The organism is Roseomonas nitratireducens, assembly GCF_017813355.1.
Lineage (GTDB): Bacteria > Pseudomonadota > Alphaproteobacteria > Acetobacterales > Acetobacteraceae > Neoroseomonas > Neoroseomonas nitratireducens.
This window is the reverse complement of record NZ_JAGIYZ010000005.1, coordinates 86,170-109,145: the sequence shown is the minus strand read 5'-3', so window position 1 is coordinate 109,145 and position 22,976 is coordinate 86,170. Positions and strand designations below refer to the sequence as shown.

The window sequence follows — 22,976 nt, the reverse complement described above, 5'->3', positions numbered from 1 at the left end:
CCTGATGTCGCTGGCGCCGCGCCTCGACCTTCGCCATTCGCAGCAGCTGGTGATGACGCCGCAGCTGCGCCAGGCGATCAAGCTGCTGCAATCCTCCAACATCGAGGTCGCGGCCTTCGTCGAGGAGGAGCTGGAGCGCAACCCGCTGCTCGAGCGCGACGAGCGCGAGCCGCCGGGCCCCGATGCCGGCCGCACCACCGACCCCCTGCCCGCCGCCGTCGAGGCGCCGGATGCCGCCGAGGCCGCGCGGTCCGACGTGCTGCCGGCGGAGAACGCCGGCCCGCTCGATACCGAATGGGACAATGTCTACGACGCCGGCACGCCGCCCATGGGCAGTGGCGGGCGCGCGGATTTCGAGGACGACCTCTCCGGCATCGAGGCGATGGCCGCGCCGGAGAAGAACCTGCGCGAGCACCTGGCCGAGCAGCTGCGCCTGACCTTCTCCGACGCGCGCGACCGCGTCATCGCGGCGAATTTCCTCGCTCTGGTCGATGCGGCGGGCCGCCTGCCGGTGGACAGCGCGACGGTCGCCGCGGCGCTCGGCTGCGAGGAGGCGGTGGTCGAGGCCGTGCGCCGGCGCATGCAGCGCTTCGACCCGGTGGGGATGTTCTGCCGCGACCTGCGCGAATGCCTGATGGTGCAGCTTGAGGAGCGCAACCGCTACGACCCGGCGATGGCCGCGCTGCTCGACAACCTCGAGATGCTCGCGCGCCGCGACCTCAAGGGCCTGCAGCGCGCCTGCGGGGTGGATGCCGAGGACATGGCGGAGATGGTCGCCGAGCTCCGCCGGCTCGACCCCAAGCCGGGTGCTTCCTTCGACGCTCCGCCGGCGCCGACGCTGGTGCCCGACGTGCTGATGCGCCGCGGCCCGGGCGATGGCTGGATCGTCGAGCTGAACCCGGAGACGCTGCCGCGCGTGCTGGTCAACCGTGGCTTCCATGCCCGCGCCGTGGTCGGCGTGAAGTCCCGCGACGAGAAGGCCTGGCTCGCAGAACGCTTCCAGACCGCGTCGTGGCTCGTGAAGTCGCTCGAGCAGCGGGCGACGACGATCCTGAAGGTGGCCTCCGAGATCGTGCGTCGGCAGGACGGGTTCTTCCGCCACGGCATCGCGCATCTGCGCCCGCTGATCCTGCGCGACGTGGCCGAGGAGGTGGGGATGCACGAGAGCACCGTCTCCCGCGTCACCTCCAACAAGGCGATCGCGACGCCGCGCGGCACCTTCGAGCTGAAGTACTTCTTCACCACCGCGATCGCGGGCACGGCCGGGGGCGATTCCGTCAGCGCCGAGGCCGTGCGCCACCGGATCAAGGCGATGGTGGACGCGGAGACCGCGGACGACATCCTGTCCGATGACGCCATCGTGGAGCGGCTGCGCGCGGAAGGCGTGGACATCGCCCGGCGAACCGTGGCCAAATACCGCGACGCGCTGCGCATCCCATCATCGGTGCAGCGCAAAAGGGAGAAGGCCGTCCCGGCCTGATCCGACCAAGCCTGAGCGGCCCGCGCGGAGGATGCGGACCGGTGCCAGGTCGCCATCGGGGCGGCCCCTCCCCTTCCATGAAGAAGGAGGGCTCAGCCCCATGCACGTCACGGTCGCAGGCAAGCAGGTCGAAACAGGCGAAGCACTGAAGGTCCATGTGCGTGATGGCCTCGAGGCCATCACGCGCAAGTATTTCGACCATGCGCTGGAAGCGAACGTCACCTTCCACCGCAACCGCTCCCAATTCTCCTGCGACATCAACCTCAAGGCCGGGCGCGGGCTGATGATGCGCGGCGAGGGCGAAGGGCCCGACGCGCACCGCGCCTTCGAGGAAGCGGCCGAGCACCTCGCCAAGCGCCTGCGCCGCTACCGACGACGCGTGAACGAGCATGCGCGCTCCGCCGCGCCCGACCGCGACACCGCGCCCGCCGGGCGCGAGACCGTCATCCGCGCCGAGGCGGAGGAGGAGGCCGAGGCCCCCACCCCGAACGGCGCCGACCACGGCGCGATCGTCGCCGAGCATCCGGCCGAGATAGCCCTTCTCACGGTCGGCGAGGCGGTGATGCGCATGGACCTCGCGCATGTGCCCGTCCTGATGTTCCGCAACAAGGCGACGCGCGCGCTCAACGTCGTCTATCGCCGCCAGGACGGCAACGTCGGCTGGATCGATCCCGAAGGGGCGTGACCGGCGAAGGGGAGGGCGGCGACGCCCTCCCCGCGCTCAATGCACCAGCGCCGGCCCCAGGCCGTGCTGCAGGATCGCGGCGGTGGCCAGCGCCAGGGTCGGCGCGGCGCCGATCTGGGTGCCGTCCGCCGCGTGGATCGCCACCGCGCGCTGGCCGTTCACCAGCACGGGCCGGGCGTAGGCGATGCTCGCCGCGCCATAGCGCGCCCAGTCGAGCGGGGAGAGCGCGCGCAGCATCTCGGGCTGCAGGGCGTCCTCGTCGCGGTCGTCGAATTCATGGTCGGTCATCTCGGTCTCTCCTGCCGCGTCGTCCCGAAGGGGCCCGCGCGGCGCTGTCCGGCCCGGAAGGGCCCGGTTGGGGGGAAGGGTCAGCCGTTCTCCGGCCGGCCTTCCAGCACGCCCGGCGCGGCGCCGTTGCCGCGGGCGCCGATGCGGATGGTCTTCACGCGGCTTTCCGGCTGCGGGCGCTTGAGGTCGAGGTGCAGCAGCCCGTTGTCGAGCCAGGCGCCTTCCACCTCCATCCCTTCCGCGAGCACGAAGGCGCGCTGGAACTGGCGGGCGGCGATGCCGCGATGGAGGAAGATCCGGCCTTCCGATTCGTCCTTCTGCCGGCCGCGGATGACGAGCTGGTTGTCCTCCTGCGTGATCTGCAGGTCGTCCATCGAGAAGCCGGCGACGGCGAGCGTGATGCGCAGCCGGTTATCGCCGGTCTGCTCGATGTTGTAGGGCGGGTAGCCATCGGCGTTCTTGCCGACCCGGTCGAGCATCTGCTCGAGGTGGTCGAAGCCGAGGAACAGGGGCGAGCCGAAGAGCGAAGGGCGCGACACGAAGGCCTCCTCATCCGAGAGCGAAGCGGAAGGCGGGACCCGAAGCACCCCGCCGACCCAGGAAATCTTGGCCGGCGCGGGCCCCGTTGCAAGGGGCCTCCGCGGGGTCTAGATGCCCGGCCTGCCGCCATGACCGACACCCCCACGCTGCCCATCCTGTTCGTCCCCGACCCGCGCCTGCGGGCGAAGGCGAAGCCCGTGGCCGCGACGGACCCCGGCCGGGTACGGGACCTCGCCGACCGGATGCTCGCGACCATGTACGCCGCGCCCGGGATCGGCCTGGCCGCGCCGCAGGTGGGGGAGATGCTGCGGCTCGTCGTCATCGACCTCCAGAAGGACGAGCAGCGCCAGCCCATGGTGCTGGTGAACCCGGAGATCGTGGCCGCCAGCCGGGAGGTCGCGACGCGGGAGGAAGGCTGCCTGTCCCTGCCCGGCCAATACGCCGACGTGACCCGGCCGGCCTCGGTGAAGGTGCGCTACCTCGACCTGGAAGGTGCGCGGCGGGAGGTTGAGGGCGACGGCCTGCTCTCCGCCTGCCTGCAGCACGAGGTCGATCATCTCGATGGCGTGCTGTTCGTGGACTACCTGAGCGCGCTGAAGCGCAACATGCTGCTGCGCCGGCTCGCCAAGGACCTCAAGGCCAAGGAACGGGCGTAGGATGGCGGGGAGGGCTCCGCCTGCCCCGCCCCCCTTTTGCCGAGAATGTGAGCGTTCGCAGATGCTCGATACGCCGAGCCTGGGCTGGGTAGGCGCCGATCACCACTGACGGCGCAGCATGTCCTGCCGCATGGTCTTGGCGAGCGTCAGATCCGCGACCAGCCGCTTCGGCTTGGCGTTCTCATCCTCGACCTGCTTGTCGCCGCCGGAACTCTGCAACGCCCATTCCAGCGAACCGATTCTTCCATCGGTAGAATGTCGGGTCTGCCCCCCGAGCTTGCGGCAGTTTTCCTCCACTGCCGTCCCCCTCCCCGCCTGTCGCAGCGGGAAGGCAATCTGTTCCTCCGTTGACCGCTTCCTCTTCATGGCACTTTGTCCAATCCGTCAGAGTGCCCGAAAAAGTTGTTCTCCCGACGGACCAGTTTCCGGGTTCAGGACCAGTCGCGAACTACCGCCGCTCCAGTACTGTCACCGCGACATCGTCGCCGCGCCGCAGGCGTGCCACGAAGGCCATCATCGAACGATCCGGAACCTCGAAGGTCACCACGATGCCTTGCCGGTCCGAGATCGCGACCACGCGCCCGCCGGGCAGAACCTCCTCGATCGTGCCCTGGATGCGCCCCGCCTCGAAGCCGGCGGCTGGCCTTGAAAGCCCGAGCCGCACGGCCCCGCGCGCATCGTACTCGACAACCACGCGCTGGCCTGGGCGGAGGCGTTCCATGCCTCTGAAGTCCCGCCCCAGCGAGACGTCCACCAAAGCGCCCCCTGCGGTCCGGATGACCACTTGGCGCGTCTCCACGGACGCATCCTCGACCATGCCATGCGCGGCGATGCTGCCGAGCAACGGCGGAGGAGGCGGCGGTTCGGCTTGCGGCGTCGGGTCCGGCGGCGCGACGCAGGCCACGACAACGGGCGCGGACAGCGACAGCATCGCGCCGCGGATGAACGCGCGTCTCGTGCGTGGAAATGTCATGGTCGGTTCTCCCCCGAACGGCGCGGCGCGATACAGGCAGCGCCTCCCCCCTCATGCCGCGCCGGCGGCCCGCCCGCGCCGGTATAGCAGCCAATAGACGCCTGCCACGAGCACCGCGCCGCCCACGATATTGCCGAAGGTGACGGCCGCCAGATTGCGAATCACCAACCCGATGCGGAGAGCGTCGAAGGCTGCCGGATCGAGGCCAACGGCCTGCCAGTACGCCTCCGCGGCGAACGACCTGATCAGCAGTCCGAATGGAATGAAGTACATGTTCGCCACGGCGTGCTCGAAGCCGGCGGCGACGAAGGCGGCGATCGGCAGAATCACGAGAATCATGCGATGCGCCGGCAGGCGGGATGACAGCGAAAGCCACACGGCCATGCAGACCAGCGCGTTGCACAGCACTCCCAGCAGGAAGGCCTGGCCGACGGGCAGCGCTGCCTTGGCCTGCGCCGTGCGCAACGCCGTTACGCCTACCTGCCCGCTGCCAAAGAGGTGATGCTGCGCAAGGAATACCAGTACCGCCGTGCCGACCGCGCCGGCCAGGTTGCCAAGCCACACCAACCCCCAGGCGCGCACGACGCGCATGAGGCCTAGTCGCCCGCTCGCCCAGGCCATGACCATCAGCACGTCGCCAGTGAATATCTGGGCGCCGCCCAGCAGCACCAGTGCGAGGCCCAGCGCAAAGACAAGGCCCGCCACGACACGCGCCAGACCGAAGGGCAGCGCGCCTTCCGCGCCAGTGAGGGCGATGTTGGAGAAGATCGCCCCGAAGGAGATGAAGGCGCCGCCCAGCAGGCCCAGCGTCAGCAGCGTGATGCTGTCCTGCCCCGCCTTGGCGACGCCGTCGGCTTCCGCTTTGGCCGCGATCTCCGGCGGCAGGCGCCCCTCGATCCCCGCCAGGGCGCCGGTGCGCGTATCCGGCACTCAGCCCCCCAACGCGATCAGGCCGATGATCTGCACGGCGATCACCTTCACGATCGTCGCCGAGGGAAAGATCATCGCGTAGCCGATGTCGGGCCGTTCGGTCGGCGCCATGCGCGTGGCATAGACCAGGATGGCCGGGTTGCCCGTGGCGCCTGAGGCAACGCCGAGCAGGTCGTCATAGGGCAGCTTCAGCAGGTAGTAGCCCACACCCAGCACGATCCCGACGGTGGTCAACAGCACCAGCGCGCCGATGATCAGCAGCAGCGGCCCCTGCGACGCCACGGTGGTGACGAAGGACTGGCCCGAGTTGATCCCGACGCTCGCAAGGAACAGCGTGAGTCCGAAATTGCGCAGCACGATGTTCGCCGGCAGCGGCATCACCCAGGATATCGGCCCCGTGCGCCGCAGCCGCCCCAGGATCAGCGCCACGATCAGCGGTCCGCCGCCGATGCCAAGCGTGACCGTGCCGACTCCCGGGATCGGGATCGGCACCAGCCCGAGCAGCACGCCGAGCACCATGCCGAAGCCGACCGAGACATAGGAGAACTCGGCGGCCGACTTCACGGTATCGCCGAAATGCGCGCGGGCCTTGGCGACCTGGTCCGCCGGCACCAGCACGCCGACGCGATCGCCGATCTCGAGCATCAGGTCCGGGGAAGGCACCAGGTCCACGTCGTAGCGCCGGACATGCAGGATGCGGATCTCGGTCCCCTCCGGCATCGGGATCTCGTCGAGCTTCCGGCCCGTGAGCGATGCCTTGGAGACGAAGTAGCGCTGGTAGGAGAGGTCGGCGCGATCCTTGGCGATCCGGCCGGGATCGAGGCGACCGAGCAGCGCCGCGGTTTCCTCTATGGCCTCGGCACGGTCCGCCGCGATCATGAGCGCATCGCCGACATGCAGTTCGAGGTCCGCATCCGGCAGGCGGTTGCGGTGATCCTGCCTGACCGTCGCGACCTGCACACCCTCCGGCAGCAGCGCCATCACCTTGCCAAGCGTGCTGCCGGCCGCGGGCAGGCGCTCGATGGTGACCTCGCCCATGTGGAAACGGGCTGGCTTGGGCGGGAAGGTCGGCTTCACATTCCGCGTGAGGAAATAGAAGCAGAGGATCGGCCCGATCACGCCGAAGGGGTAGGCGACGGAGTAGCCGATCGAGGGCTCGTTGTTCTTCATGACATCGAGCGCGGCCTGCAGCGTCGCCGTGCTGGTCATCGAGCCGGCGAAGATGCCGAGCGTATGGCCGAGCCGCACGCCGAAGATCCAGCCGAAGAACAGCGCCACCACCAGCCCTGCCACGACCGCGACCAGGGCGAGCAGATTGTAGACGCGCCCCGCGCCGCGCAGCCCTTCGAAGAACTGCCGGCCGTAGAGTATGCCGATGCCGTAGAGGAACATGATCAGGCCGATCAGCCCGATCGGCCCGGCGATACTCGCCTTCGGTGCGATGGCGCCGATGAACAGCCCGACGAAGAGCACCGCCCCGATGCCGAGCGAGAAGCCGAGGATGCTGATCTGCCCGACCGCGTAGCCGAGGCCGATCGCGAGGAACAGGGAGAGGATCGGCTGGCTGCCGAGCAGGTCGCTGACGAAGGCCATCATGTGCCCGATCCCCTCACCGCGCCCGGCACCCAGCGGCGCGGAAGATCTCCAGCGCCGCCTGCACCTGGTCCTGCGTCGGTGTCGGCGTATCGGCGAGCTTGTAGTCCAGGCCAAGCGACTTCCACTTGAAGGCGCCCATCTGGTGGAAGGGCAGGACCTCCACCCACTCCACGTTCTTCATCGGCGCCACGAAATCCGCCACCTTGCGGATGTTGTCCGGCGCGTCGGTCAGGCCGGGGACCAGGACGAACCGCACCCAGACCGCCTTGCCCATCGCATTCAGCCGTTCCGCGAAACGCAGCGTGGGGGCCAGTTCCGCGCCTGTCACGCGCCGGTAGGTGTCGGGGTCGCCGCTCTTGATGTCGAGCAGTACGAGGTCGACGTTCTTCATGTAGTCATCGTCGGCGCGGTGGCCAAGGAAGCCCGAAGTGTCCAGTGCCGTGTGCAGCCCCATCGACTTCGCCGCGGCAAAGAGGCCGCGAGTGAAGCCGATCTGCACCAGCGGCTCCCCACCCGAGATTGTGAGCCCACCGCCCATCGCGCGCAGCGCAGGCGCGAAATCGCGCAGCCGCTTGATGGCGTGGGACAGCTCGATGACGGTGCCGTCCTTCAGGTGCCAGGTGTCCGGGTTGTGGCAGTACTGGCAGCGCAGGAAGCAGCCCGACATGAACAGCATGACGCGCACGCCGGGGCCATCGACGGTCGATCCCGTCTCGTAGGAATGCACCCAGCCATGAGTTTCCTTCGGGCCTTCGAACCCCTCGGTCTCCGGGGCATCGGGGGCCTGGTTGGTGCGAAGGTCGAAGCGGCTGCCGACCTTCACCATGCCGTCGCCTTCGACTTCGCGCATGGCTCTCTCCTCAGTAGGAGGCGTGGAAGGTGCGGCGGATGACGTCGAGCTGCTGCTCTCGCGTCAGCCGAACGAAGTTCACCGCGTAGCCGGAGACCCGGATGGTCAGCTGCGGGTATTTGTCCGGATGCTCCATCGCGTCCTCCAGCGTCTCCTTCGACAGGACGTTGAGGTTCATGTGGAAGCCGCCCTGGCCGAAATACATGTCGAAGGCGCGCACGGCGTTGTCGATGGTGGCTTCCTGGTCCCGCCGTGCCAGGGTCGGCGCAACCGAGACAGTGTAGCTGATGCCGTCCTGCGCATCGGCATAGGGCAGCCGCGCGACCGAGATGCAGGAGGCGAGCCAGCCATGGTCGTCCCGCCCATGCATCGGGTTCGCACCCGGCGCGAAGGGTTCGCCCTTGCGGCGACCGTCCGGCGTGTTGCCGGTCGCCTTGCCGTAGACGACGTTCGACGTGATGGTCAGCACCGACTGGGTGTGCACCGCGTTGCGGTAGGTCGGGTGCTTGCGGATCTTCGCCATGAAACGGGAGACGATGTCCACCGCGAGGTCGTCCACCCGGCTGTCGGCATTGCCGAATTTCGGGAAGTCGCCCTCGATCCGGTAGTCCACCGCGAGGCCCCTGTCGTCGCGGATCACATGCACCTTGGCATGCTTGATGGCCGAAAGGCTGTCCGCCACCACCGACAGCCCGGCGATGCCGAAGGCCATTGTGCGCAGGATGTCGCGGTCATGCAGCGCCATCTCGAGCCGTTCGTAGAAGTACTTGTCATGCATGTAGTGGATGCAGTTCATGGCATGCACGTAGGTGCGCGCCAGCCACTCCATGGTGGCGTCGAACTTCGCATCGACCTCCGCGTAATCGAGCACGTCAGCGGTGATCGGCGCCGAGGCCGGAGCGATCTGATCGCCGCTGACTTCGTCCCGCCCGCCATTGATGGCGTAGAGCATGCACTTGGCGAGATTCACCCGCGCACCGAAGAACTGCATCTGCTTGCCGAGGCGCATGGCCGAGACGCAGCAGGCGATGCCGTAGTCGTCGCCCCAGTAGGGCCGCATCAGGTCGTCGTTCTCGTACTGCAGCGACGAGGTGTCGCGGCTGATCCTGATGCAGTATCGCTTGAACGCCGTGGGCAGGTTCTTCGACCAGAGCACCGTGATGTTGGGCTCGGGCGCCGGGCCAAGGTTGGTCAGCGTGTGCAGGATCCGGTAGCTGCTGCGCGTCACCAGCGTCCGCCCGTCCATGTCCATGCCGCCGACGCATTCGGTGGCCCAGTAGGGGTCGCCGCTGAACAGCGCATCATAGTCCGGCGTGCGCAGGAAGCGGACGATGCGCAGCTTCTGCACGAGCTGATCCATCAGCTCCTGCGCGCCCGCCTCGTCCAGCGTCCCTTCCTTCAGGTCGCGCTCGATGTAGATGTCGAGGAAGGTCGAGATGCGGCCGATCGACATGGCCGCGCCGTTCGCTTCCTTGATGGCGCCGAGATAGGCGAGGTAGGTCCACTGCACCGCCTCGCGCGCCGTCTCGGCCGGGCGCGAGATGTCGCAGCCGTAGCGCCGGCCCATCTCCGCGAGATCGGCCAGCGCGCGCATCTGCTCGGCGAGTTCCTCCCGCGTGCGGATCACCTCGTCGTTCGGCCACATCTCGTCGACCTGGGCGCGCTCCTCCTGCTTGGCGGCGAGCAGGCGGTCGATGCCGTAGAGCGCGACGCGCCGGTAGTCACCGATGATGCGCCCGCGGCCATAGGCATCGGGCAGGCCGGTGATGATGCCTGATTTCCGGCAACGCATGATCTCGGGCGTGTAGGCGTCGAAGACGCCGTCATTGTGAGTCTTGCGGTACTTCGTGAAGGCCTCGTGCACCGCGGGGTCGGCCGGGAAGCCAGCGGCCTTGAGGCCGGCTTCGACCATGCGCAGCCCGCCGGCGGGAAAGATCGCGCGCTTGAAGGGCTTGTCTGTCTGCAGGCCGACGATGACCTCATTGGCCTGGTCGATGTAGCCGGGGGCGTGCGCCAGCACGTGGGACGGCGTCGTGGCATCGACGTCCAGCACGCCCTTCGTGCGTTCGGCAGCGAAGAGCGGCTGCAGTGCCGCCCAGACCGCCTTGGTGCGCTCCGAGGGGCCGGCGAGGAAACCTTCGTCGCCCGTATAGGGCGCCATGTTGCGGACGATGAAGTCCCGAACGTCGATCACATTCGTCCAGCGGCCCTGTTCGAAGCCACGCCAGCAGCGCGCCTCCTTCAGGGCGGCGATGTCGATGTTCACGCCTTCCATGAGCGTTTCTCCCTTGCCAGATCTTCTGCGCGGTCTCGTCCGGTACCCGGTGAGGCCGCGCCGTGCGTCATTCGCTTGAACCTGCCAGCAGCGCGCGCGTGTGGCGCGCGATCATCAGGTTCTCGTCGGTCGGGATGACATATGCCGCGACGCGGCTGCCGGCGCGCGTGATGACCGGCGCCTTCATCGCGTTCGCCGTTTCATTGATCTCGATGCCGAGCCAGCGACACGCGTCGCATACGGCCGCGCGGATCGGTGCCGCGTTCTCCCCTACCCCGGCGGTGAACACGAGCGCGTCCAACCCGCCCAGCGCGGCGGCGAGCGAGCCGATGCCGCGCGCCACGCGATAGACGAAGACGTCGATCGCGAAGCGCGCGCGCGGATCATCGCTGGCCAGCAGGTCGCGGAAATCCGACGACAGCCCGGACAGGCCGAGCAGGCCCGAGCGCCGGTAGAGCAACGCCTCGACGCCCGCGATGTCGAGCCCATCCTCGCGCATCAGATGCAGCACGACGGCCGGGTCGATCTCGCCGCAGCGCGTGCCCATGGGCAGCCCGTCGAGTGCCGAGAACCCCATCGTCGTCGCCACGCTCCGCCCGCCTTGCAACGCGCAGAGCGAGGCACCGTTGCCGAGATGCGCCACGACCACCCGCCCCGTCGCAAGGTCGGGCGCCACCTCGGGCAGCACCGAGGCGATGTATTCGTAGGACAGCCCGTGGAATCCGTAGCGACGAATGCCGCGCGCGGCCATCTCGAACGGCAGGGCGAAGACCTGCGCGATCTCGGGGATGGTGCGGTGGAAGGCGGTGTCGAAGCACGCCACCTGCGGCACGTCCGGCACGCGGTCCTGCGCCGCGCGAATGGGCGAGAGATTGTGCGGCTGGTGCAGCGGCGCGAGTGGCGATAGCGCCGCGAGCTCCTCGATCAGCGCCGGTGTCACGCGCCGCGGGCGGTCGTGATGCTGCCCGCCATGCACGACGCGATGGCCGAGCGCAAGGAGCGGCCGGCCGCCCAGGTGCTCGCGCAGCCACGGCAGCAGGGCGAGCAGCGCCTCGGCGGGCGTGCCGGGCGGGTCGGTGGCGAGGTCGGGCACCGCAAGCTTCGTTCCCGCGCCGTCGCGCGCCATGACGCGCGGCCGCAGGCCGATGCCGTCCACCTGCCCCGATAGCAGGACGGCATCACCCTCGTACAACGAGAACTTGAGCGAGGAGGAACCGGCATTCAGGACGACGACCACACCCTCGGTCATGCCGCGCGTTCCTGCCGGGCGGCGGCGACGATGGGGACGAGGGGGCTCGGGGCCTCGTCCGAGAGGCTTGCATCGCGATCACGCCAGCGCTTCGCCTGCACGATCTCGAGCGGGTAGCTCGCCGCCGTCGGCATCTGCGTCAGCAGCTGGTCGGGATGGAGCGCGATCGGCGCAAGCACCTGCCCCAACGCCGTCGCGGCCCCGAGGGCAGTGCATACGGCGATCGTCAGCAATCGATGACGCAGCGAAGGCCCGTGCCGGATCACGCCGTTGCTGGCGGAAGTAACCGTCGCCGGACCGCGCTCGGAAGAACGCGCTGCGTCGAAGCCGGTCACGTTCGACCCCGTGCCGATCGGATCATTCCACGCATCTCGCTCTCCAGTTCGCGTACGACGCGTTGGTAGTCCTCGACTTCAGGGCGCGGGCCTTCGCGCCGAAGGCGTTCAAAGGACTCGAGGCCGTCCCGCGCGAGGCGGTAGTCCTCGCAGGCGCTGCGGAAGGCCGGGTCCGCCAGGAAGAGTCGCCTCACCAGCGGCGCCTCATCGGGAAAGACGTCGAGGACGATCGCGAGTTCGGGGCTGTGTGAAGGCGCGGATGGCATCGTCGTTGCTCTTCGGACCACCCTCATTTGCGCCGTGGTGACCAGGTGAGGGTAAGTACGTCACGGTGACTTCAAGCGTCGCCCGCCGGCATCCACGTGGATCGATGCGGTCTCACCCGTGGCCGTCGATGGCCGCCATGCGCCATCGCGGAGCGTTCCTCGACATGGTCCCAAGCGCGGCGCGTCGCCTGTCCGAAACAGCCGCGCCGTATGGAATTCGCACGCGACCGCGCTCCGCTAGAAGCGCGCGATCAGGCTGGTCTGTACCCGGTGCTCGATGCCGTGGCCGGACAGAGCCCCGCCTGCGGCGGCGGCGCCGCCTTCGATGTCACGACGAAAGAAGATGTATTCCACGCCGACATCGAGCCAGCCGTTGGACAGCCGCCCGCCCGTCTCCCGCGCGAAGGGGCTCCAGATCAGGTTGGCGACCGCCATCTGCATCTCGCGGTTTGCGGCGAGCGCCGCCGCGGATCCCTGTGCGAAGGCCGAGACGTAGGTGGGATTTTCCTGCCGCGCGTAGGCGTAGGCGAAGGTGCTGCGCAGTTGCGTCAGCCAAGCGAGCCGGTAACCGACAAGGAAGCCCCAGACCGGCGTGGCATCGAGGCTGAAGCTTGTGGTCGCGCCCGGAAGCCCGAGGTTCGTGTACGCGCCCTGGCCGGCATAGGCGGAGTCGAAGTAGCGGCCGATCCCCTCGCCGTAATAGGCCATGCCGATCAGCTGGTCGTGGCCGAAGCCCTGCCATAGATTTCGCAGCGCGAGGTTCGTGTTCAGGGCGAAACCCCAGCCGATCGTGCTCTGCGAACCCGCCCCTGCGGCCGCTGTCCCGTCCGTCTCCACCTTGAGCTGCCGCACGACGCCGCGCAGCGACGCCTCGCCGAAATCCCCGCGATAGGTCAGGCGGCCGAGAAGGTCGGGCACCTGGTTGAAGGCTGGGCTGGCGCCGCCGTCGAAGGTCGAGTCCGGATAGAAGGTCCCGGCGGTGCTCGTGTAGTCCGTATAGGGTGCCTCGATGGAGACCTGTCCCGTCAGGCCGTCCGCGAGCCGGCCGGTCAGGCGTATCTGCGCCTGGCGCACGGCCGAGGCGTTCAGGAAGGTCGCGTCGCTCAAGGTTTCGATCAGGCCCTCGTTCCACAGGCTGTTCGACTGGCCGACGAGCACGCGGAAGACGTCCCCTCCCACTTCCACGAACGCATGGCGCAGCCTCGGCATGTAGCCCGAGGAGGTTGCGGCGCCCGAGGCGCTCGGCAGGTCGCCGGCGAAGTCGAGTTCGACGCGCGTCAGGATCGGCCCCCACTCGGAGGGCGTGTGCGTCTCGAACCCGATGCGTGAGCGCCGGGCCGTGAAGTTGAGGTCCCCGCCCTGCTGGTCGGCGGCGCTGCCGGCAAGCGGTATGCCCTGCACCGCGGGCGCATCGCCGCGATCGCGGACGTTCACGCCGCTCCACATGCTGGCCTTGCCGAAGCCATAGAGCCGCACGGAAGTGTCGGTGCCCGGTACCCGCCAGGAACCGGGCAGGCTTCCGCGCAGGGCCTCGTCGACTTCCTCCCGCGTGACGCGCGGCGTCTGCGGCGGAGGGGCCGCGGCGGCCACGACCGGCGCGGCAGCCGGCGCGGCGGGGCGAGACGCGCGTGAGGCGGGCGCGACCGCCGGAGGCGCCGTCGTGCGCGCTGTGCGCGGCTCGGTGCGCCGCGCGCTCTCGAGTTCCTCAACCCGTCTTTGCAGGGCGTCGATGCGGCGCAGGAGATCTTCCGTGGTCTGCGCGAGGGCCGGCGAAGCCCCCGAGAGAGCGGCGATGCCAGCCCCGGTTGCGAGAAACAGTCCGGCACGCCTGCGCTGCTGCATGCGTTCAAGCCTCGTTCCCGGCGAAGCAAATGTGCTTCGTCATTCGATCATCCCCGCGGCGAGCTCCGTGCCCCAACCCCGCGCGCACGCCCCGGCGCATCGCAAGCGCCCGCCCCGGGAGCGCCGCTTGCGCTCGCCTGTCCAGGGCAACGAGCCGGCGCGTTGAGCGTGGGCGGAGTTCCATGGCACGGACACATTGGGGGCCGTGCACCGATGTTGCCGGGAGTACGTCACGGTAACATCGCGATCGCCCGACGCAGCTTCCGCAAGCGTCCGCACCGTGATGCACGCGTTTCATTCTCGGGATGCGACGAATTCCGCAGTCGACGGCCTCATTGATGATCGACAATACTTTCGGTGGCGTAGCCTGGTTCCATGTGCCCGGCGGTCTGGGGAGAGATAAGATGAGCGGCTTGGATGAAGCTGCCATTCGCCGGGAACTGGCGAGGATCCTCGACTCCCGGGCGTTCGACGCCTCGTCGCGCAATCGACATTTTCTCAGCTACATCGTCGAGGAGACGCTGGCCGGCCGCGCCGACCGCATCAAGGCCTACGCGATCGCGACCTTGGTCTTCGGTCGCCAGGCCGATTTCGACCCTCAGGTGGACTCGATTGTCCGGATCGAAGCCGGCCGGCTGCGGCGCGCGCTCGAGCGCTTCTACCTGATGGCCGGGTCCGGAGAGATGGTCCGGATCTCCATTCCCCGCGGCTCCTATGTGCCGTCCTTCGAGGTCGGCAGAGAGGCGCCGTCACGCACCGACGTACCGGTTGCCGGCAGAAGCGGACCCGCAATCCTCGTTCGCCCGTTCGACGAGGAGGGAGACCACTCCGCCTACCCAAGCTTCACGCGGGGCTTCACGCGGCAGGTCATCGTGGGTCTCACGCGGTACACGCAGCTCCTCGTGTTCGGCGCGGAGACGGCGATGTCTCCGGAGCCGCACGGAGGATCGCTCGATCCGGACTACGTGGTCACCGGAGGTACCTGCGTGTCCGGGGACCGCTTCACCGCGGATGTGCTGCTGACCGACGCGAGGACGGGTCGCTGCGTCTGGGGCGGGTTGTTCACGCACGACCTCGATCCCGCGGCGATCGCGACGGCTCGCGACGAAGTCGCCTCCGCCGTCGTGCGCAGCCTCGCCCAGCCCTACGGGGCGCTGTACGCCCACAAGGCTCCGGAGGTGGAAGGGAAGCCGGTCAGAAGCCTGACAGCCTATGACTGCGTCATCCGCTTCTACCAGTACTGGCGCACCTTCGACCGCCGCATGTTCGCCATGCTGCGCGAGGATCTCGAGGACGCGATCCGCCGCGAACCGTGCTTCGCGGATGCGTATGCCTGCCTCTCGCTCCTGCTCGCGGACGGATACCGATACGGCTATGTCGCCGGAGACGAGAGGGCGGGGTGTCTCGCACGGGCCCTGACGCTCGGCCGGCGCGCGGTCGACCTCGCCCCGCTGTCGAGCCACAGCCACCATGCACTGGGCATGGCCTACTGGTTCGGAGGCGATGTGCCCAGCGCCGTCGCGGCACTTGAGACCGGCCTCCATCTCAATCCGAACGACACGGACATCATGGCGGAACTCGGCGTGCGGTACGCGAACCTCGCGAACTGGGAAAGGGCCGTGCCGCTGCTCGAAGGCTCCTACATGCGCAATCCGGCACAGCCTTCCACCTACCGCATCGGCCTCGCGCTCTGGCATCTTTGGCACGGCCGCTTCGAGGCAGCGCTGAGCGAGGCGCGCAAGGTGGATGCGCCGGGCGTGGTCTACGGGTATGCGGCGGAGGCCGTCGCGGCCGCGGAACTGGGGCTTTGGCATGATGCCGCCACGGCAGTCAGGGCGTTGCGCGCAATCCGTCCGGACTATCTCCTCCACGCCAAGGCGGATCTCACCCAAAGGAACCTTCATCCGCGACTTGTGGAACTGGTGACGGCCGGGCTCGCGAAGGCTGCGGGCGCGAGCGCCCCGCCTGCAATGACTTGCGCGAGCTGACCTGGTGCGGCGCACGTCACGGTAACGTACGCCCGGCGCGGAGGGATATTCCAGCCACGCGCCGTGCGCACCGCTATGCTCCTTCGGGAAGCGTAGGCCTCAAGCAGTCGGCAGTGGCCGGCTCGGCGACAGGCAAGGCGGAGGTGACATGGCTCTCGATGCATCCAACCTCAGTGTCCAGGCCATCTGGGACACGATCGCGCAGAAGCGGAAGCGTGCGGAGGACGAACGTCGCGCCGCGGAAGCGGCCGCGAAGGACGAACGCGCTGCGTTGCGCGAAGCCTTCAACGAGCGCGAGGTGCAGCCCGAGGCGCTCGAGCGCATCGCGGCGGTGGTGCGCCGCGCCGTCGAGAACGGCGAGAAGCGCGTGCAGGTGTTGCAGTTCCCGTCCGAATGGCTGCCCGATTCCGGGCGCGGTATCACCACCCATGACCCGAATTGGTATGCGCGGCTCGAAGGATTCCCGAAGCGGGCCTTCGAATTCTACGTGAAGGAACTGCAGCCGCGAGGCTTCCAACTCCAGGTCGAGATCGTCGACTGGCCTGGCGGCATGCCGGGAGATTGCGGCTGGTTTCTGAGCTGGAAGCATCCCGAGGAAGGCTGATCGCCTTCCGCCCCTGCCCTCGGACCAAGTGGAAGCCACGATGTCGAAGAAGCAGAAGCAGGACGGGAAGAAGGTACGACCCAGACAGGAGAGCGCGCCGGGCGGGGCAGCGGCCGGCAAGGAGCGGTCGATCTTCAAGCCGGACGGCAAGCTGACCCGCAAGGCCTACGAAAAGGCGCTTCACGACCTGCATGTGGAGTTGGTGAAGCTGCAGATGTGGACGCAGAAGACCGGCGCACGCGTCTGCATCGTGTTCGAAGGCCGCGACGGTGCAGGCAAGGGCGGCACGATCAAGGCGATCACCGAACGCGTCAGCCCCCGCGTCTTCCGCACGATCGCGCTTCCGGCGCCGACGGAGCGCGAGAAATCGCAAATGTACATTCAGCGCTACATCCGGCACTTCCCGGCGGCGGGAGAGATCGTGATCTTCGACCGGTCCTGGTACAACCGCGCCGGCGTCGAACGGGTGATGGGCTTCGTCGACGACGAGCATGTGCGCTACTTCCTCGACATGGCGCCGGGCGTCGAAAAGGCCATGGTCGACTCCGGCATCATCCTGCTCAAGTACTGGCTCGAGGTGGGCATGGAGGAGCAGACCCGCCGGCTCGCGGCGCGGATCGACGACGGACGCAAGCTGTGGAAGCTGTCGCCCATGGATCTCAAATCCTACAGCCGCTGGTATGACTATTCCCGCGCCCGCGACGCGATGTTCAAGGCGACCGACTCCTCCTGGGCGCCCTGGTACGTGGTGCATTCCGACGACAAGAAGCGCGCGCGGCTGAATGTCATCCGTCACCTGCTGCACCACATTCCCTACGAGGCGCCGAAGCGCGAGAAGGTGGAACTGCCCAAGCGCCAGAAGCGTGGCGACTATGTCGAGCCTGACTATCCCTGGAAGGTGATCCCGGACACCGTGGGCACGCCGCCGAACGCCAGCTGAGGGGATCCGCGGGTCGCGATGCAGGACCTGGACGCAGCTCTCGCGCTGGCGGTGAGGATATCGCTCATCGCCTTCATGGTGGGCTCGCTGCTCGACATGGGGCTTGAGCTTCGTCTGCGGGATGCGCTGGCCTGCATGGGCAACGGCGCCTTTCTGCTGCGCGTGCTGGCCTTCGGCTTCGTAGCGGGGCCTTTGCTCGCCTGGATGATCGGCCAGCTCCTGCTTCTCGATCCGTCCTACACGACCGGGCTCATGCTCATCGCGCTGACGCCCTGTGCGCCCTTTCTGCCCATGTTGGTCCGGCGCGCGCGGGGTGACATGCGCTACGCTGCAGCCACGATGCTGCTGGCCGCGCTCGGCACGGTGGCCCTGCTGCCGGTGGCGGCACCGCTGGTCGCCGCAGGCCTGACGGTGGATGCCTGGACGGTCGCGAAGCCGATCCTGATGCTGGTGCTGTTTCCCCTCCTCGCGGGCATGGCGATGTTCGCGGTGGCGCCGCCGATCGCCGCGACCCTGCATCCCTGGGCCAAGGGCGTGGGCGGGATCGGGGCCCTCGCGCTGCTGCTGCTCTGCGGTGTCGTGTACGGCCGGAGCATGGCGGCGACGTTCGGCGACCGGGTCGTCGTAGCGGAAGTTCTGTTCCTGGGCCTGCTCACCCTTCTGGCCTTCCGGTCGGGCGGAGGTCTCGCGCAGGACGAACGGAGCGTGCTCGCGCTTGGCATGTGCACGCGCAATCTCGGCGCGGCGCTGGCGCCGCTGCTCGCGATGGAGGCGCCGGACGAGCGGACGGTGGTCGCGGTCGTGCTCGCCCTGCCGGTGCAGCTGGTCTGCGCCTTCGTCGCCGCGCGGATCTTCGCGCGAGGTGCCACCGCAGGTCCGACGCCATGCCGGTCTGGATGATCCCGATCGCCTACATGCTGGCGAGCATCCTCCGGGCCGCGACGCTGCCGAGGCTCGAGCATGCGCTGCTGCCCCATGTCGAACCTGGCATATCGGCCGCCTCGGCGCTCGCGGCGCTACCGGCGATCGCGTCCGGCATGATGGCGCTGGCCGGATGTTCGGGATCACCTCGATCCAGGTGCTGCGGCGGTTGCGCGCCGCGCTGATCGGGCTCGAGGAGTTGCTCGATGAGGACGAGCGCGCCGGGCCCGTGCGGCGCTACCTGGCCCATATCGGTTCGGCGATCGAGGGATCCGCGCTCGACGAACTCGACCGCGGTTCGGCGCGACGCGAGAATCCGCAGGGGCTCGGCCTGTCGCGCTCATGACGGGCGGGACGCGCCGCTGCCTTCCGGCAGTTGGTCGAGGCGCAATTGCGCTCGGTCCGGGGAACACCATCGCCATAGTCTCCTAAGCTGCCACGAAGGCCATGGCACTGTGGCGACCGCTGATCACGCATCCAGTGCTCTACAGCCTCGGATGGATAGACACTCGGGACATTGCCGCGACGACGCCGGCGCCGGGCCAAAGGCGCCGCAGCCGGGGAATCATGCCCATATTCCTGCATTGCCCCGAGATGCAATACGCTGCCTAGGGTTAGGTTGGGAGAGTCGGGCAGGTCATGGTCCGCTCTCCGCCCGGTCCTGTCGCAAAGCGACTGTCCCTAACCGGTCAGCAGCAAATCACAACGCTTGCGCGTCCTCGGCTTGAACCCGCGACAGGGCGCTGCCGAGCCTGGCGAGCAGTCCGGCAGCAATGGAGGCGGAACGGGGATGGGGCGAAGGTGGCGCGCGCGCCTGATGAGATCCTTGCGCCACCCTTCTCTCGCGCCATCGCGCAACAAAGCCGGGCGGCGGCCGCGATCATCCTGTTGAGCGCACGGAAGCCGCGGCGGCCGTCGCGATGCGGCGTCCGGCATGCGTGGTGGCATTGATCTGCATCCGCTAGACTCTGCGGCAAGCCACCCGCATCGGGCGGGTCCGCTGGCCTTGGGGACATCGGGTGATGGCGCTGAAGCGCATGGTGCTCGAAATCGGGATGGGCACCGATATTCGTGGCGCGGACTACACCAAGGCGGCGGTCCGCGCGCTGCGCGACGCCCTGTGGCACAATTCCCTCTCGATCGGCGCGGTCGCGAACCAGCCCGTCGACGCGATGCAGGTCGAAGTCCTCATCGGGGTTCCAAGGCCCGACGAGGTCGACAAGGCTCAGTTGCTCGACATCCTGCCCCACGGCACGGGCTTCGTGACCGTCGTGGAAGGGGGGCTCGAAATTCCCAACGACGAGGGCTCCGGCGTGACTGTCATCGCCAATTGCTGCGCCATCGTGCGGCTCGACATCTAGGACGCCCCGGATCATGGCCTTGAAGCGCATCATTCTCGAAATGGGCACCGGCAACGACCTGCATGGCGGCGACTACACCAAGGCGGCGCTGCGCGCGGTGCAGGATGCCCTACACCATTCCTCGCTCGCGTTCATCCGGACACTCGGCCTCGACATCAAGACCATGCAGGTGGAGGTCACCATCGGCGTGCAGCAACCCGACAGGGTGGATATCGAGGCGGTCCGCAGATCCCTGCCTTACGGCGTCGTCACCGCCAGGGCCGTCAAGGGAGGCCTGGATGTGCCGCCGGAGGACAGCCACGACCTCGCCGTGATCGCGTCCGCGGCGATTGCGGTGCGGTTCGACCTGCCTTGATCCGCGACGGCTGACGCTCCGCCTGCGTCCGGGGACGCGGTTCGAACCTTTGGCGCTGTCGGTCGCTTCGGGCCGATCCCGCGAATTCAGTCCGCTCCGATCTCCCTGATCCGCTATGCTGCCGCCATGACCGAGAAGGCACTGGCTGCCGAACGGTTCTGGGCGGTCCATCAGGACGCCGTGGCCGAGCGCCTCGGCAGCGGTCCCATGGGGCTCGCGGCCGCGGAAGCGGACCGGCGCCTCGCCGAGACCGGTCCCAACACCGTCGCGGACAGCCCCCGCCTCGAGATCGCCGCGAAGATCGGCCGGCGTCTGGTCGAGCCGCTGGTCGCCATCCTGCTGGTCGCCGCACTCGTCTCCGGCCTGACGGGGGACTGGGCCGGCTTCGGGATCATCGCCTGCATCGTCGGCGTGTCGGTCGGCCTCGATGTCGTGCAGGAACACAGGGCGGAACTGGCAGCCACGCGCCTGCGCGACAGCGTCGCCGTCAAGGCCGCGGTGCGGCGCGACGGGCAGGTGGTGTCCCTGCCGGTGGAGAGAATCGTCCCCGGCGATGTCGTCGAACTCACCGCCGGCGGCCTGGTGCCGGCCGATGGCATCCTGCTGGAAAGCCGCGGTGCCCAGGCCAATGAGGCGCTGCTGACCGGCGAGCCCTACCCTGTCGGCAAGCGCGTCGGACCGAGCGAGGCCGGCAGCCCGGCGGACGCCTTCAACGCGGTCTTCGCCGGCACCGCGCTCGTCGCCGGCGCCGCGACCATGCTCGTCGTCGCCACGGGGCGCGCGACGCGGCTCGGCGGCGTCGCGGCGTCGCTGGCCGCAAGGCGGCCGCCCACCGCCTTCGAGAAGGGGCTGCACGGGCTCGGCCTGCTGATCCTGCGTCTGACGGCCTTCCTGGTGCTGTTCGTCCTGCTCGCGCATCTCGCCTTCCAGCGGCCGCCGCTCGAGAGCTTCCTCTTCGCCATCGCGCTCGCCGTCGGCCTCACGCCCGAGCTCCTGCCCATGTTGACCACGGTCACGCTCTCGCGCGGGGCGATGCGGATGGCGCGCAAGCGCGTGGTGGTGAAGCGCCTGGCGGCCATCCATGACCTCGGCGCGATGGACGTGCTCTGCACCGACAAGACCGGCACGCTGACCGAGGCCAGGATCGCGCTGGCCGATGCGACCGGGACGGATGGCGCGCCGTCGTCGCGCGTGCTCGGCCTTGCAGCGCTGAATGCCGGGCTCGCGAGCGGCGCGCCGAGCGCGCTGGACGCCGCCATCCTGCAGGCCAGCCCGCCCGCGCCGGGTTGGCGCGCCCTGGCCGAGGCGCCCTTCGAGTTCGAGCGGCGGCGCTCCGCCGTGCTGTGCGAAGGGGAGGGCCAGCGCCTGCTGGTGGTGAAGGGCGCGCCCGAGGCGGTGCTAGCCGTGTGCACCGCCGCGGAAGGCGCGGATGGCGCGCGGCAGCCGATGACCGACGCCGTGAGAGCCGAACTGCTGGCCCGCGCGAATGCCCGGGGCAGCGAGGGCCTGCGCCTGCTCGGCATCGCGTGGCGGTCCATGGGGGAGGACGAGACCATCGAAGGCCCGCACACCGAGGCCGATCTCGTCTTCGCCGGCTTTTGCGCCTTCCTCGACCCGCCGAAAGCCTCGGCGGCCGATGCCGTCGCACGGCTGGGCGCGCTGGGCGTGCGGGTGAAGATCGTCTCGGGCGATGCCGCGCCCGTCCTGCTGCACCTGGTGCGGACGCTCGGCCTGCCCTGCAAGGGCGTTCTGACAGGGGAGGAGATCGAGGCGCTGGACCATCCCGGACTGGTCGCGCGCGTGCAGGAGGTGGACCTCTACGCGCGCGTCTCGCCGGACCAGAAGCGGCGCGTCATCCTCGCGCTCAAGGCGCATGGTCATGCGGTGGGCTTCATCGGCGATGGCATCAACGACGCGCCCGCCATCCACGCCGCCGATGCCGGGCTGTCCGTGGAGGGAGCGACCGAAGTCGCACGGGCGGCGGCCGACCTGATCCTGCTCGCGCCCGATCTCGGCGTGCTGGCGGAGGGCGTGGTGGAGGGGCGGCGGACCTACGCCAACATCATGAAGTACGTGCGGATGGGCACGTCCTCGAACTTCGGCAACATGTTCTCGATGGCGGCGGCCTCGCTGCTGATCCCGTTCCTGCCGCTGCTGCCGGCCCAGATCCTGCTCAACAACCTGCTCTATGACCTGTCGGAGATGGGCATCCCCTTCGATGCCGTGGACGCCGAGGACGTGAAGAAGCCGCATCTGTGGGACATGGGGGCGGTGCTGCGCTTCACATTGGTCATGGGGCCTCTCTCCTCCGTCTTCGACCTCGCGACCTTCGGTATCCTGTTCTGGGGCGTCGGCGCGACGCCGGAGGAATTCCGCACCGCCTGGTTCATCGAGAGCATGGCGACGCAGGTGCTGGTGATCTTCCTGATCCGCACCCATGGTCGGGCCTGGAGGGCGGCGGCGCCTCATCCGGCGTTGATCGCGACGTCACTGTCGGCGCTGGCGGTGGCCTGCGCCCTGGCGCTCGGCCCGCTGGCGCCGGTGCTGGGCTTTGCGCCGCTGCCGGGTGCGCTACTGGCGGCCATCGGCGTGCTGGTCGTCGGCTACCTGGCGGCGGCGGAAGCGCTGAAGCGTCGCGCCACCCGCGCCGGCCCGGCATGACGCCATCACCGGCGACGAACCTCCCGCGGGACCGGAGGCTCGACGGTCGGCGCGACTCATGCAGCCACGACCGGGACCTGGGCAGCCATGAGCGGCAGACGCGATGACCTCGTGGCGCATCAGGACGCCGAACAGGGGCGACGGCCAATGGCGGCGTCACGGTGAAGGACGGCATGAAGGC

At 68.8% G+C, this 22,976-nt stretch carries 22 protein-coding genes and 1 pseudogene; 11 read left to right on the top strand and 12 right to left on the bottom strand.

Features of this window, described 5'->3' with window-relative positions; genetic code table 11:
* Window positions 1-4: 4 nt before the first annotated feature.
* Both rpoN and hpf read left to right on the top strand, forming a co-directional pair.
* Entirely contained in the window at window positions 5-1,480 is a 1,476-nt protein-coding gene (gene rpoN / locus J5Y09_RS07325; protein WP_209351099.1) for an RNA polymerase factor sigma-54, read from the top strand.
* 100 nt (window positions 1,481-1,580) lie between these two features.
* Window positions 1,581-2,165: a ribosome hibernation-promoting factor, HPF/YfiA family gene (hpf, locus tag J5Y09_RS07320; protein WP_209351098.1), complete on the top strand. Its 585-nt coding sequence runs from the start codon at window positions 1,581-1,583 to the stop codon at window positions 2,163-2,165.
* Between the two features lie 36 nt (window positions 2,166-2,201).
* Here hpf and J5Y09_RS07315 read toward each other — a convergent pair whose 3' ends face one another.
* Window positions 2,202-2,453 (bottom strand): hypothetical protein, encoded by a 252-nt coding sequence (locus J5Y09_RS07315; protein ID WP_245216904.1) that lies wholly within the window; start codon window positions 2,451-2,453, stop codon window positions 2,202-2,204.
* Window positions 2,454-2,533: 80 nt separating this feature from the next.
* Complete coding sequence (locus J5Y09_RS07310; RefSeq protein ID WP_209351097.1) at window positions 2,534-2,992, bottom strand: Hsp20 family protein; 459 nt, start codon at window positions 2,990-2,992, stop codon at window positions 2,534-2,536.
* A gap of 129 nt (window positions 2,993-3,121) precedes the next feature.
* On the opposite strand from J5Y09_RS07310, the gene def reads away from it, so the two are divergent.
* Complete coding sequence (gene def / locus J5Y09_RS07305; protein WP_209351096.1) at window positions 3,122-3,649, top strand: peptide deformylase; 528 nt, start codon at window positions 3,122-3,124, stop codon at window positions 3,647-3,649.
* A 105-nt stretch (window positions 3,650-3,754) separates the two neighbouring features.
* Here the strand turns inward: def and J5Y09_RS07300 are convergent.
* From J5Y09_RS07300 to J5Y09_RS07255, 10 genes and pseudogenes are all read right to left on the bottom strand, one after another.
* Window positions 3,755-4,015 (bottom strand): annotated as a pseudogene (locus tag J5Y09_RS07300) (transposase); the annotation flags it as partial.
* An 82-nt stretch (window positions 4,016-4,097) separates the two neighbouring features.
* Window positions 4,098-4,622, bottom strand: a complete 525-nt coding sequence (locus J5Y09_RS07295; RefSeq protein ID WP_209351094.1) for a hypothetical protein — start codon at window positions 4,620-4,622, stop codon at window positions 4,098-4,100.
* A gap of 51 nt (window positions 4,623-4,673) precedes the next feature.
* Window positions 4,674-5,552, bottom strand: coding sequence for a formate/nitrite transporter family protein (locus tag J5Y09_RS07290; RefSeq protein WP_209351093.1), 879 nt, complete (start codon window positions 5,550-5,552; stop codon window positions 4,674-4,676).
* Window positions 5,553-7,148: an aspartate:alanine exchanger family transporter gene (locus tag J5Y09_RS07285; protein WP_209351092.1), complete on the bottom strand. Its 1,596-nt coding sequence runs from the start codon at window positions 7,146-7,148 to the stop codon at window positions 5,553-5,555.
* Window positions 7,149-7,161: 13 nt separating this feature from the next.
* The gene (gene pflA, locus J5Y09_RS07280) at window positions 7,162-7,998 is read right to left on the bottom strand and encodes a pyruvate formate-lyase-activating protein (RefSeq protein ID WP_245216903.1); all 837 of its coding nucleotides are present in this window, start codon (window positions 7,996-7,998) and stop codon (window positions 7,162-7,164) included.
* Between the two features lie 10 nt (window positions 7,999-8,008).
* Entirely contained in the window at window positions 8,009-10,273 is a 2,265-nt protein-coding gene (gene pflB / locus J5Y09_RS07275) for a formate C-acetyltransferase (protein WP_209351091.1), read from the bottom strand.
* Window positions 10,274-10,340: 67 nt separating this feature from the next.
* Window positions 10,341-11,522: an acetate/propionate family kinase gene (locus J5Y09_RS07270; RefSeq protein WP_209351090.1), complete on the bottom strand. Its 1,182-nt coding sequence runs from the start codon at window positions 11,520-11,522 to the stop codon at window positions 10,341-10,343.
* Window positions 11,519-11,857 (bottom strand): DUF3300 domain-containing protein, encoded by a 339-nt coding sequence (locus J5Y09_RS24735; RefSeq protein ID WP_209351089.1) that lies wholly within the window; start codon window positions 11,855-11,857, stop codon window positions 11,519-11,521. The genes J5Y09_RS07270 and J5Y09_RS24735 overlap by 4 nt, the downstream gene beginning before the upstream one ends.
* On the bottom strand, window positions 11,854-12,123 hold the full coding sequence (locus tag J5Y09_RS07260) for a hypothetical protein (RefSeq protein ID WP_209351088.1): 270 nt from the start codon (window positions 12,121-12,123) through the stop codon (window positions 11,854-11,856). Before J5Y09_RS07260 ends, J5Y09_RS24735 begins: the two co-directional genes overlap by 4 nt.
* A 237-nt stretch (window positions 12,124-12,360) precedes the next feature.
* Window positions 12,361-13,965 (bottom strand): porin, encoded by a 1,605-nt coding sequence (locus J5Y09_RS07255; RefSeq protein ID WP_209351087.1) that lies wholly within the window; start codon window positions 13,963-13,965, stop codon window positions 12,361-12,363.
* A gap of 404 nt (window positions 13,966-14,369) precedes the next feature.
* Between J5Y09_RS07255 and J5Y09_RS07250 the strand changes: the two genes are divergently transcribed.
* From J5Y09_RS07250 to mgtA, 8 genes are all read left to right on the top strand, one after another.
* Window positions 14,370-15,953, top strand: a complete 1,584-nt coding sequence (locus tag J5Y09_RS07250; RefSeq protein WP_209351086.1) for a tetratricopeptide repeat protein — start codon at window positions 14,370-14,372, stop codon at window positions 15,951-15,953.
* Window positions 15,954-16,101: 148 nt separating this feature from the next.
* Complete coding sequence (locus J5Y09_RS07245) at window positions 16,102-16,557, top strand: hypothetical protein (protein ID WP_209351085.1); 456 nt, start codon at window positions 16,102-16,104, stop codon at window positions 16,555-16,557.
* A gap of 40 nt (window positions 16,558-16,597) precedes the next feature.
* Window positions 16,598-17,497: a polyphosphate kinase 2 gene (ppk2, locus tag J5Y09_RS07240; protein ID WP_209351084.1), complete on the top strand. Its 900-nt coding sequence runs from the start codon at window positions 16,598-16,600 to the stop codon at window positions 17,495-17,497.
* A gap of 18 nt (window positions 17,498-17,515) precedes the next feature.
* Window positions 17,516-18,397: a hypothetical protein gene (locus tag J5Y09_RS07235; RefSeq protein WP_209351083.1), complete on the top strand. Its 882-nt coding sequence runs from the start codon at window positions 17,516-17,518 to the stop codon at window positions 18,395-18,397.
* 154 nt (window positions 18,398-18,551) lie between these two features.
* The gene (locus tag J5Y09_RS07230) at window positions 18,552-18,764 is read left to right on the top strand and encodes a hypothetical protein (RefSeq protein WP_209351082.1); all 213 of its coding nucleotides are present in this window, start codon (window positions 18,552-18,554) and stop codon (window positions 18,762-18,764) included.
* Window positions 18,765-19,440: 676 nt separating this feature from the next.
* Window positions 19,441-19,779 (top strand): Lin0512 family protein, encoded by a 339-nt coding sequence (locus J5Y09_RS07225; RefSeq protein ID WP_209351081.1) that lies wholly within the window; start codon window positions 19,441-19,443, stop codon window positions 19,777-19,779.
* A gap of 13 nt (window positions 19,780-19,792) precedes the next feature.
* Complete coding sequence (locus J5Y09_RS07220; RefSeq protein WP_209351080.1) at window positions 19,793-20,134, top strand: Lin0512 family protein; 342 nt, start codon at window positions 19,793-19,795, stop codon at window positions 20,132-20,134.
* A gap of 126 nt (window positions 20,135-20,260) precedes the next feature.
* Window positions 20,261-22,795 (top strand): magnesium-translocating P-type ATPase, encoded by a 2,535-nt coding sequence (gene mgtA, locus J5Y09_RS07215; protein ID WP_209351079.1) that lies wholly within the window; start codon window positions 20,261-20,263, stop codon window positions 22,793-22,795.
* Window positions 22,796-22,976: the final 181 nt, after the last annotated feature.

Excerpts from the sequence above, each read along its gene's own strand:
- rpoN (WP_209351099.1), top strand. The coding sequence starts at position 5 with ATGTCGCTGGCGCCGCGCCTCGACCTTCGCCATTCGCAGCAGCTGGTG.
- hpf (WP_209351098.1), top strand. The coding sequence starts at position 1,581 with ATGCACGTCACGGTCGCAGGCAAGCAGGTCGAAACAGGCGAAGCACTG.
- J5Y09_RS07315 (WP_245216904.1), bottom strand. The coding sequence starts at position 2,453 with ATGACCGACCATGAATTCGACGACCGCGACGAGGACGCCCTGCAGCCC.
- def (WP_209351096.1), top strand. The coding sequence starts at position 3,122 with ATGACCGACACCCCCACGCTGCCCATCCTGTTCGTCCCCGACCCGCGC.
- J5Y09_RS07295 (WP_209351094.1), bottom strand. The coding sequence starts at position 4,622 with ATGACATTTCCACGCACGAGACGCGCGTTCATCCGCGGCGCGATGCTG.
- J5Y09_RS07285 (WP_209351092.1), bottom strand. The coding sequence starts at position 7,148 with ATGATGGCCTTCGTCAGCGACCTGCTCGGCAGCCAGCCGATCCTCTCC.
- pflA (WP_245216903.1), bottom strand. The coding sequence starts at position 7,998 with ATGCGCGAAGTCGAAGGCGACGGCATGGTGAAGGTCGGCAGCCGCTTC.
- pflB (WP_209351091.1), bottom strand. The coding sequence starts at position 10,273 with ATGGAAGGCGTGAACATCGACATCGCCGCCCTGAAGGAGGCGCGCTGC.
- J5Y09_RS07270 (WP_209351090.1), bottom strand. The coding sequence starts at position 11,522 with ATGACCGAGGGTGTGGTCGTCGTCCTGAATGCCGGTTCCTCCTCGCTC.
- J5Y09_RS07260 (WP_209351088.1), bottom strand. The coding sequence starts at position 12,123 with ATGCCATCCGCGCCTTCACACAGCCCCGAACTCGCGATCGTCCTCGAC.
- J5Y09_RS07255 (WP_209351087.1), bottom strand. The coding sequence starts at position 13,965 with ATGCAGCAGCGCAGGCGTGCCGGACTGTTTCTCGCAACCGGGGCTGGC.
- J5Y09_RS07250 (WP_209351086.1), top strand. The coding sequence starts at position 14,370 with ATGAGCGGCTTGGATGAAGCTGCCATTCGCCGGGAACTGGCGAGGATC.
- J5Y09_RS07245 (WP_209351085.1), top strand. The coding sequence starts at position 16,102 with ATGGCTCTCGATGCATCCAACCTCAGTGTCCAGGCCATCTGGGACACG.
- ppk2 (WP_209351084.1), top strand. The coding sequence starts at position 16,598 with ATGTCGAAGAAGCAGAAGCAGGACGGGAAGAAGGTACGACCCAGACAG.
- J5Y09_RS07235 (WP_209351083.1), top strand. The coding sequence starts at position 17,516 with ATGCAGGACCTGGACGCAGCTCTCGCGCTGGCGGTGAGGATATCGCTC.
- J5Y09_RS07230 (WP_209351082.1), top strand. The coding sequence starts at position 18,552 with ATGTTCGGGATCACCTCGATCCAGGTGCTGCGGCGGTTGCGCGCCGCG.
- J5Y09_RS07225 (WP_209351081.1), top strand. The coding sequence starts at position 19,441 with ATGGCGCTGAAGCGCATGGTGCTCGAAATCGGGATGGGCACCGATATT.
- J5Y09_RS07220 (WP_209351080.1), top strand. The coding sequence starts at position 19,793 with ATGGCCTTGAAGCGCATCATTCTCGAAATGGGCACCGGCAACGACCTG.
- mgtA (WP_209351079.1), top strand. The coding sequence starts at position 20,261 with ATGACCGAGAAGGCACTGGCTGCCGAACGGTTCTGGGCGGTCCATCAG.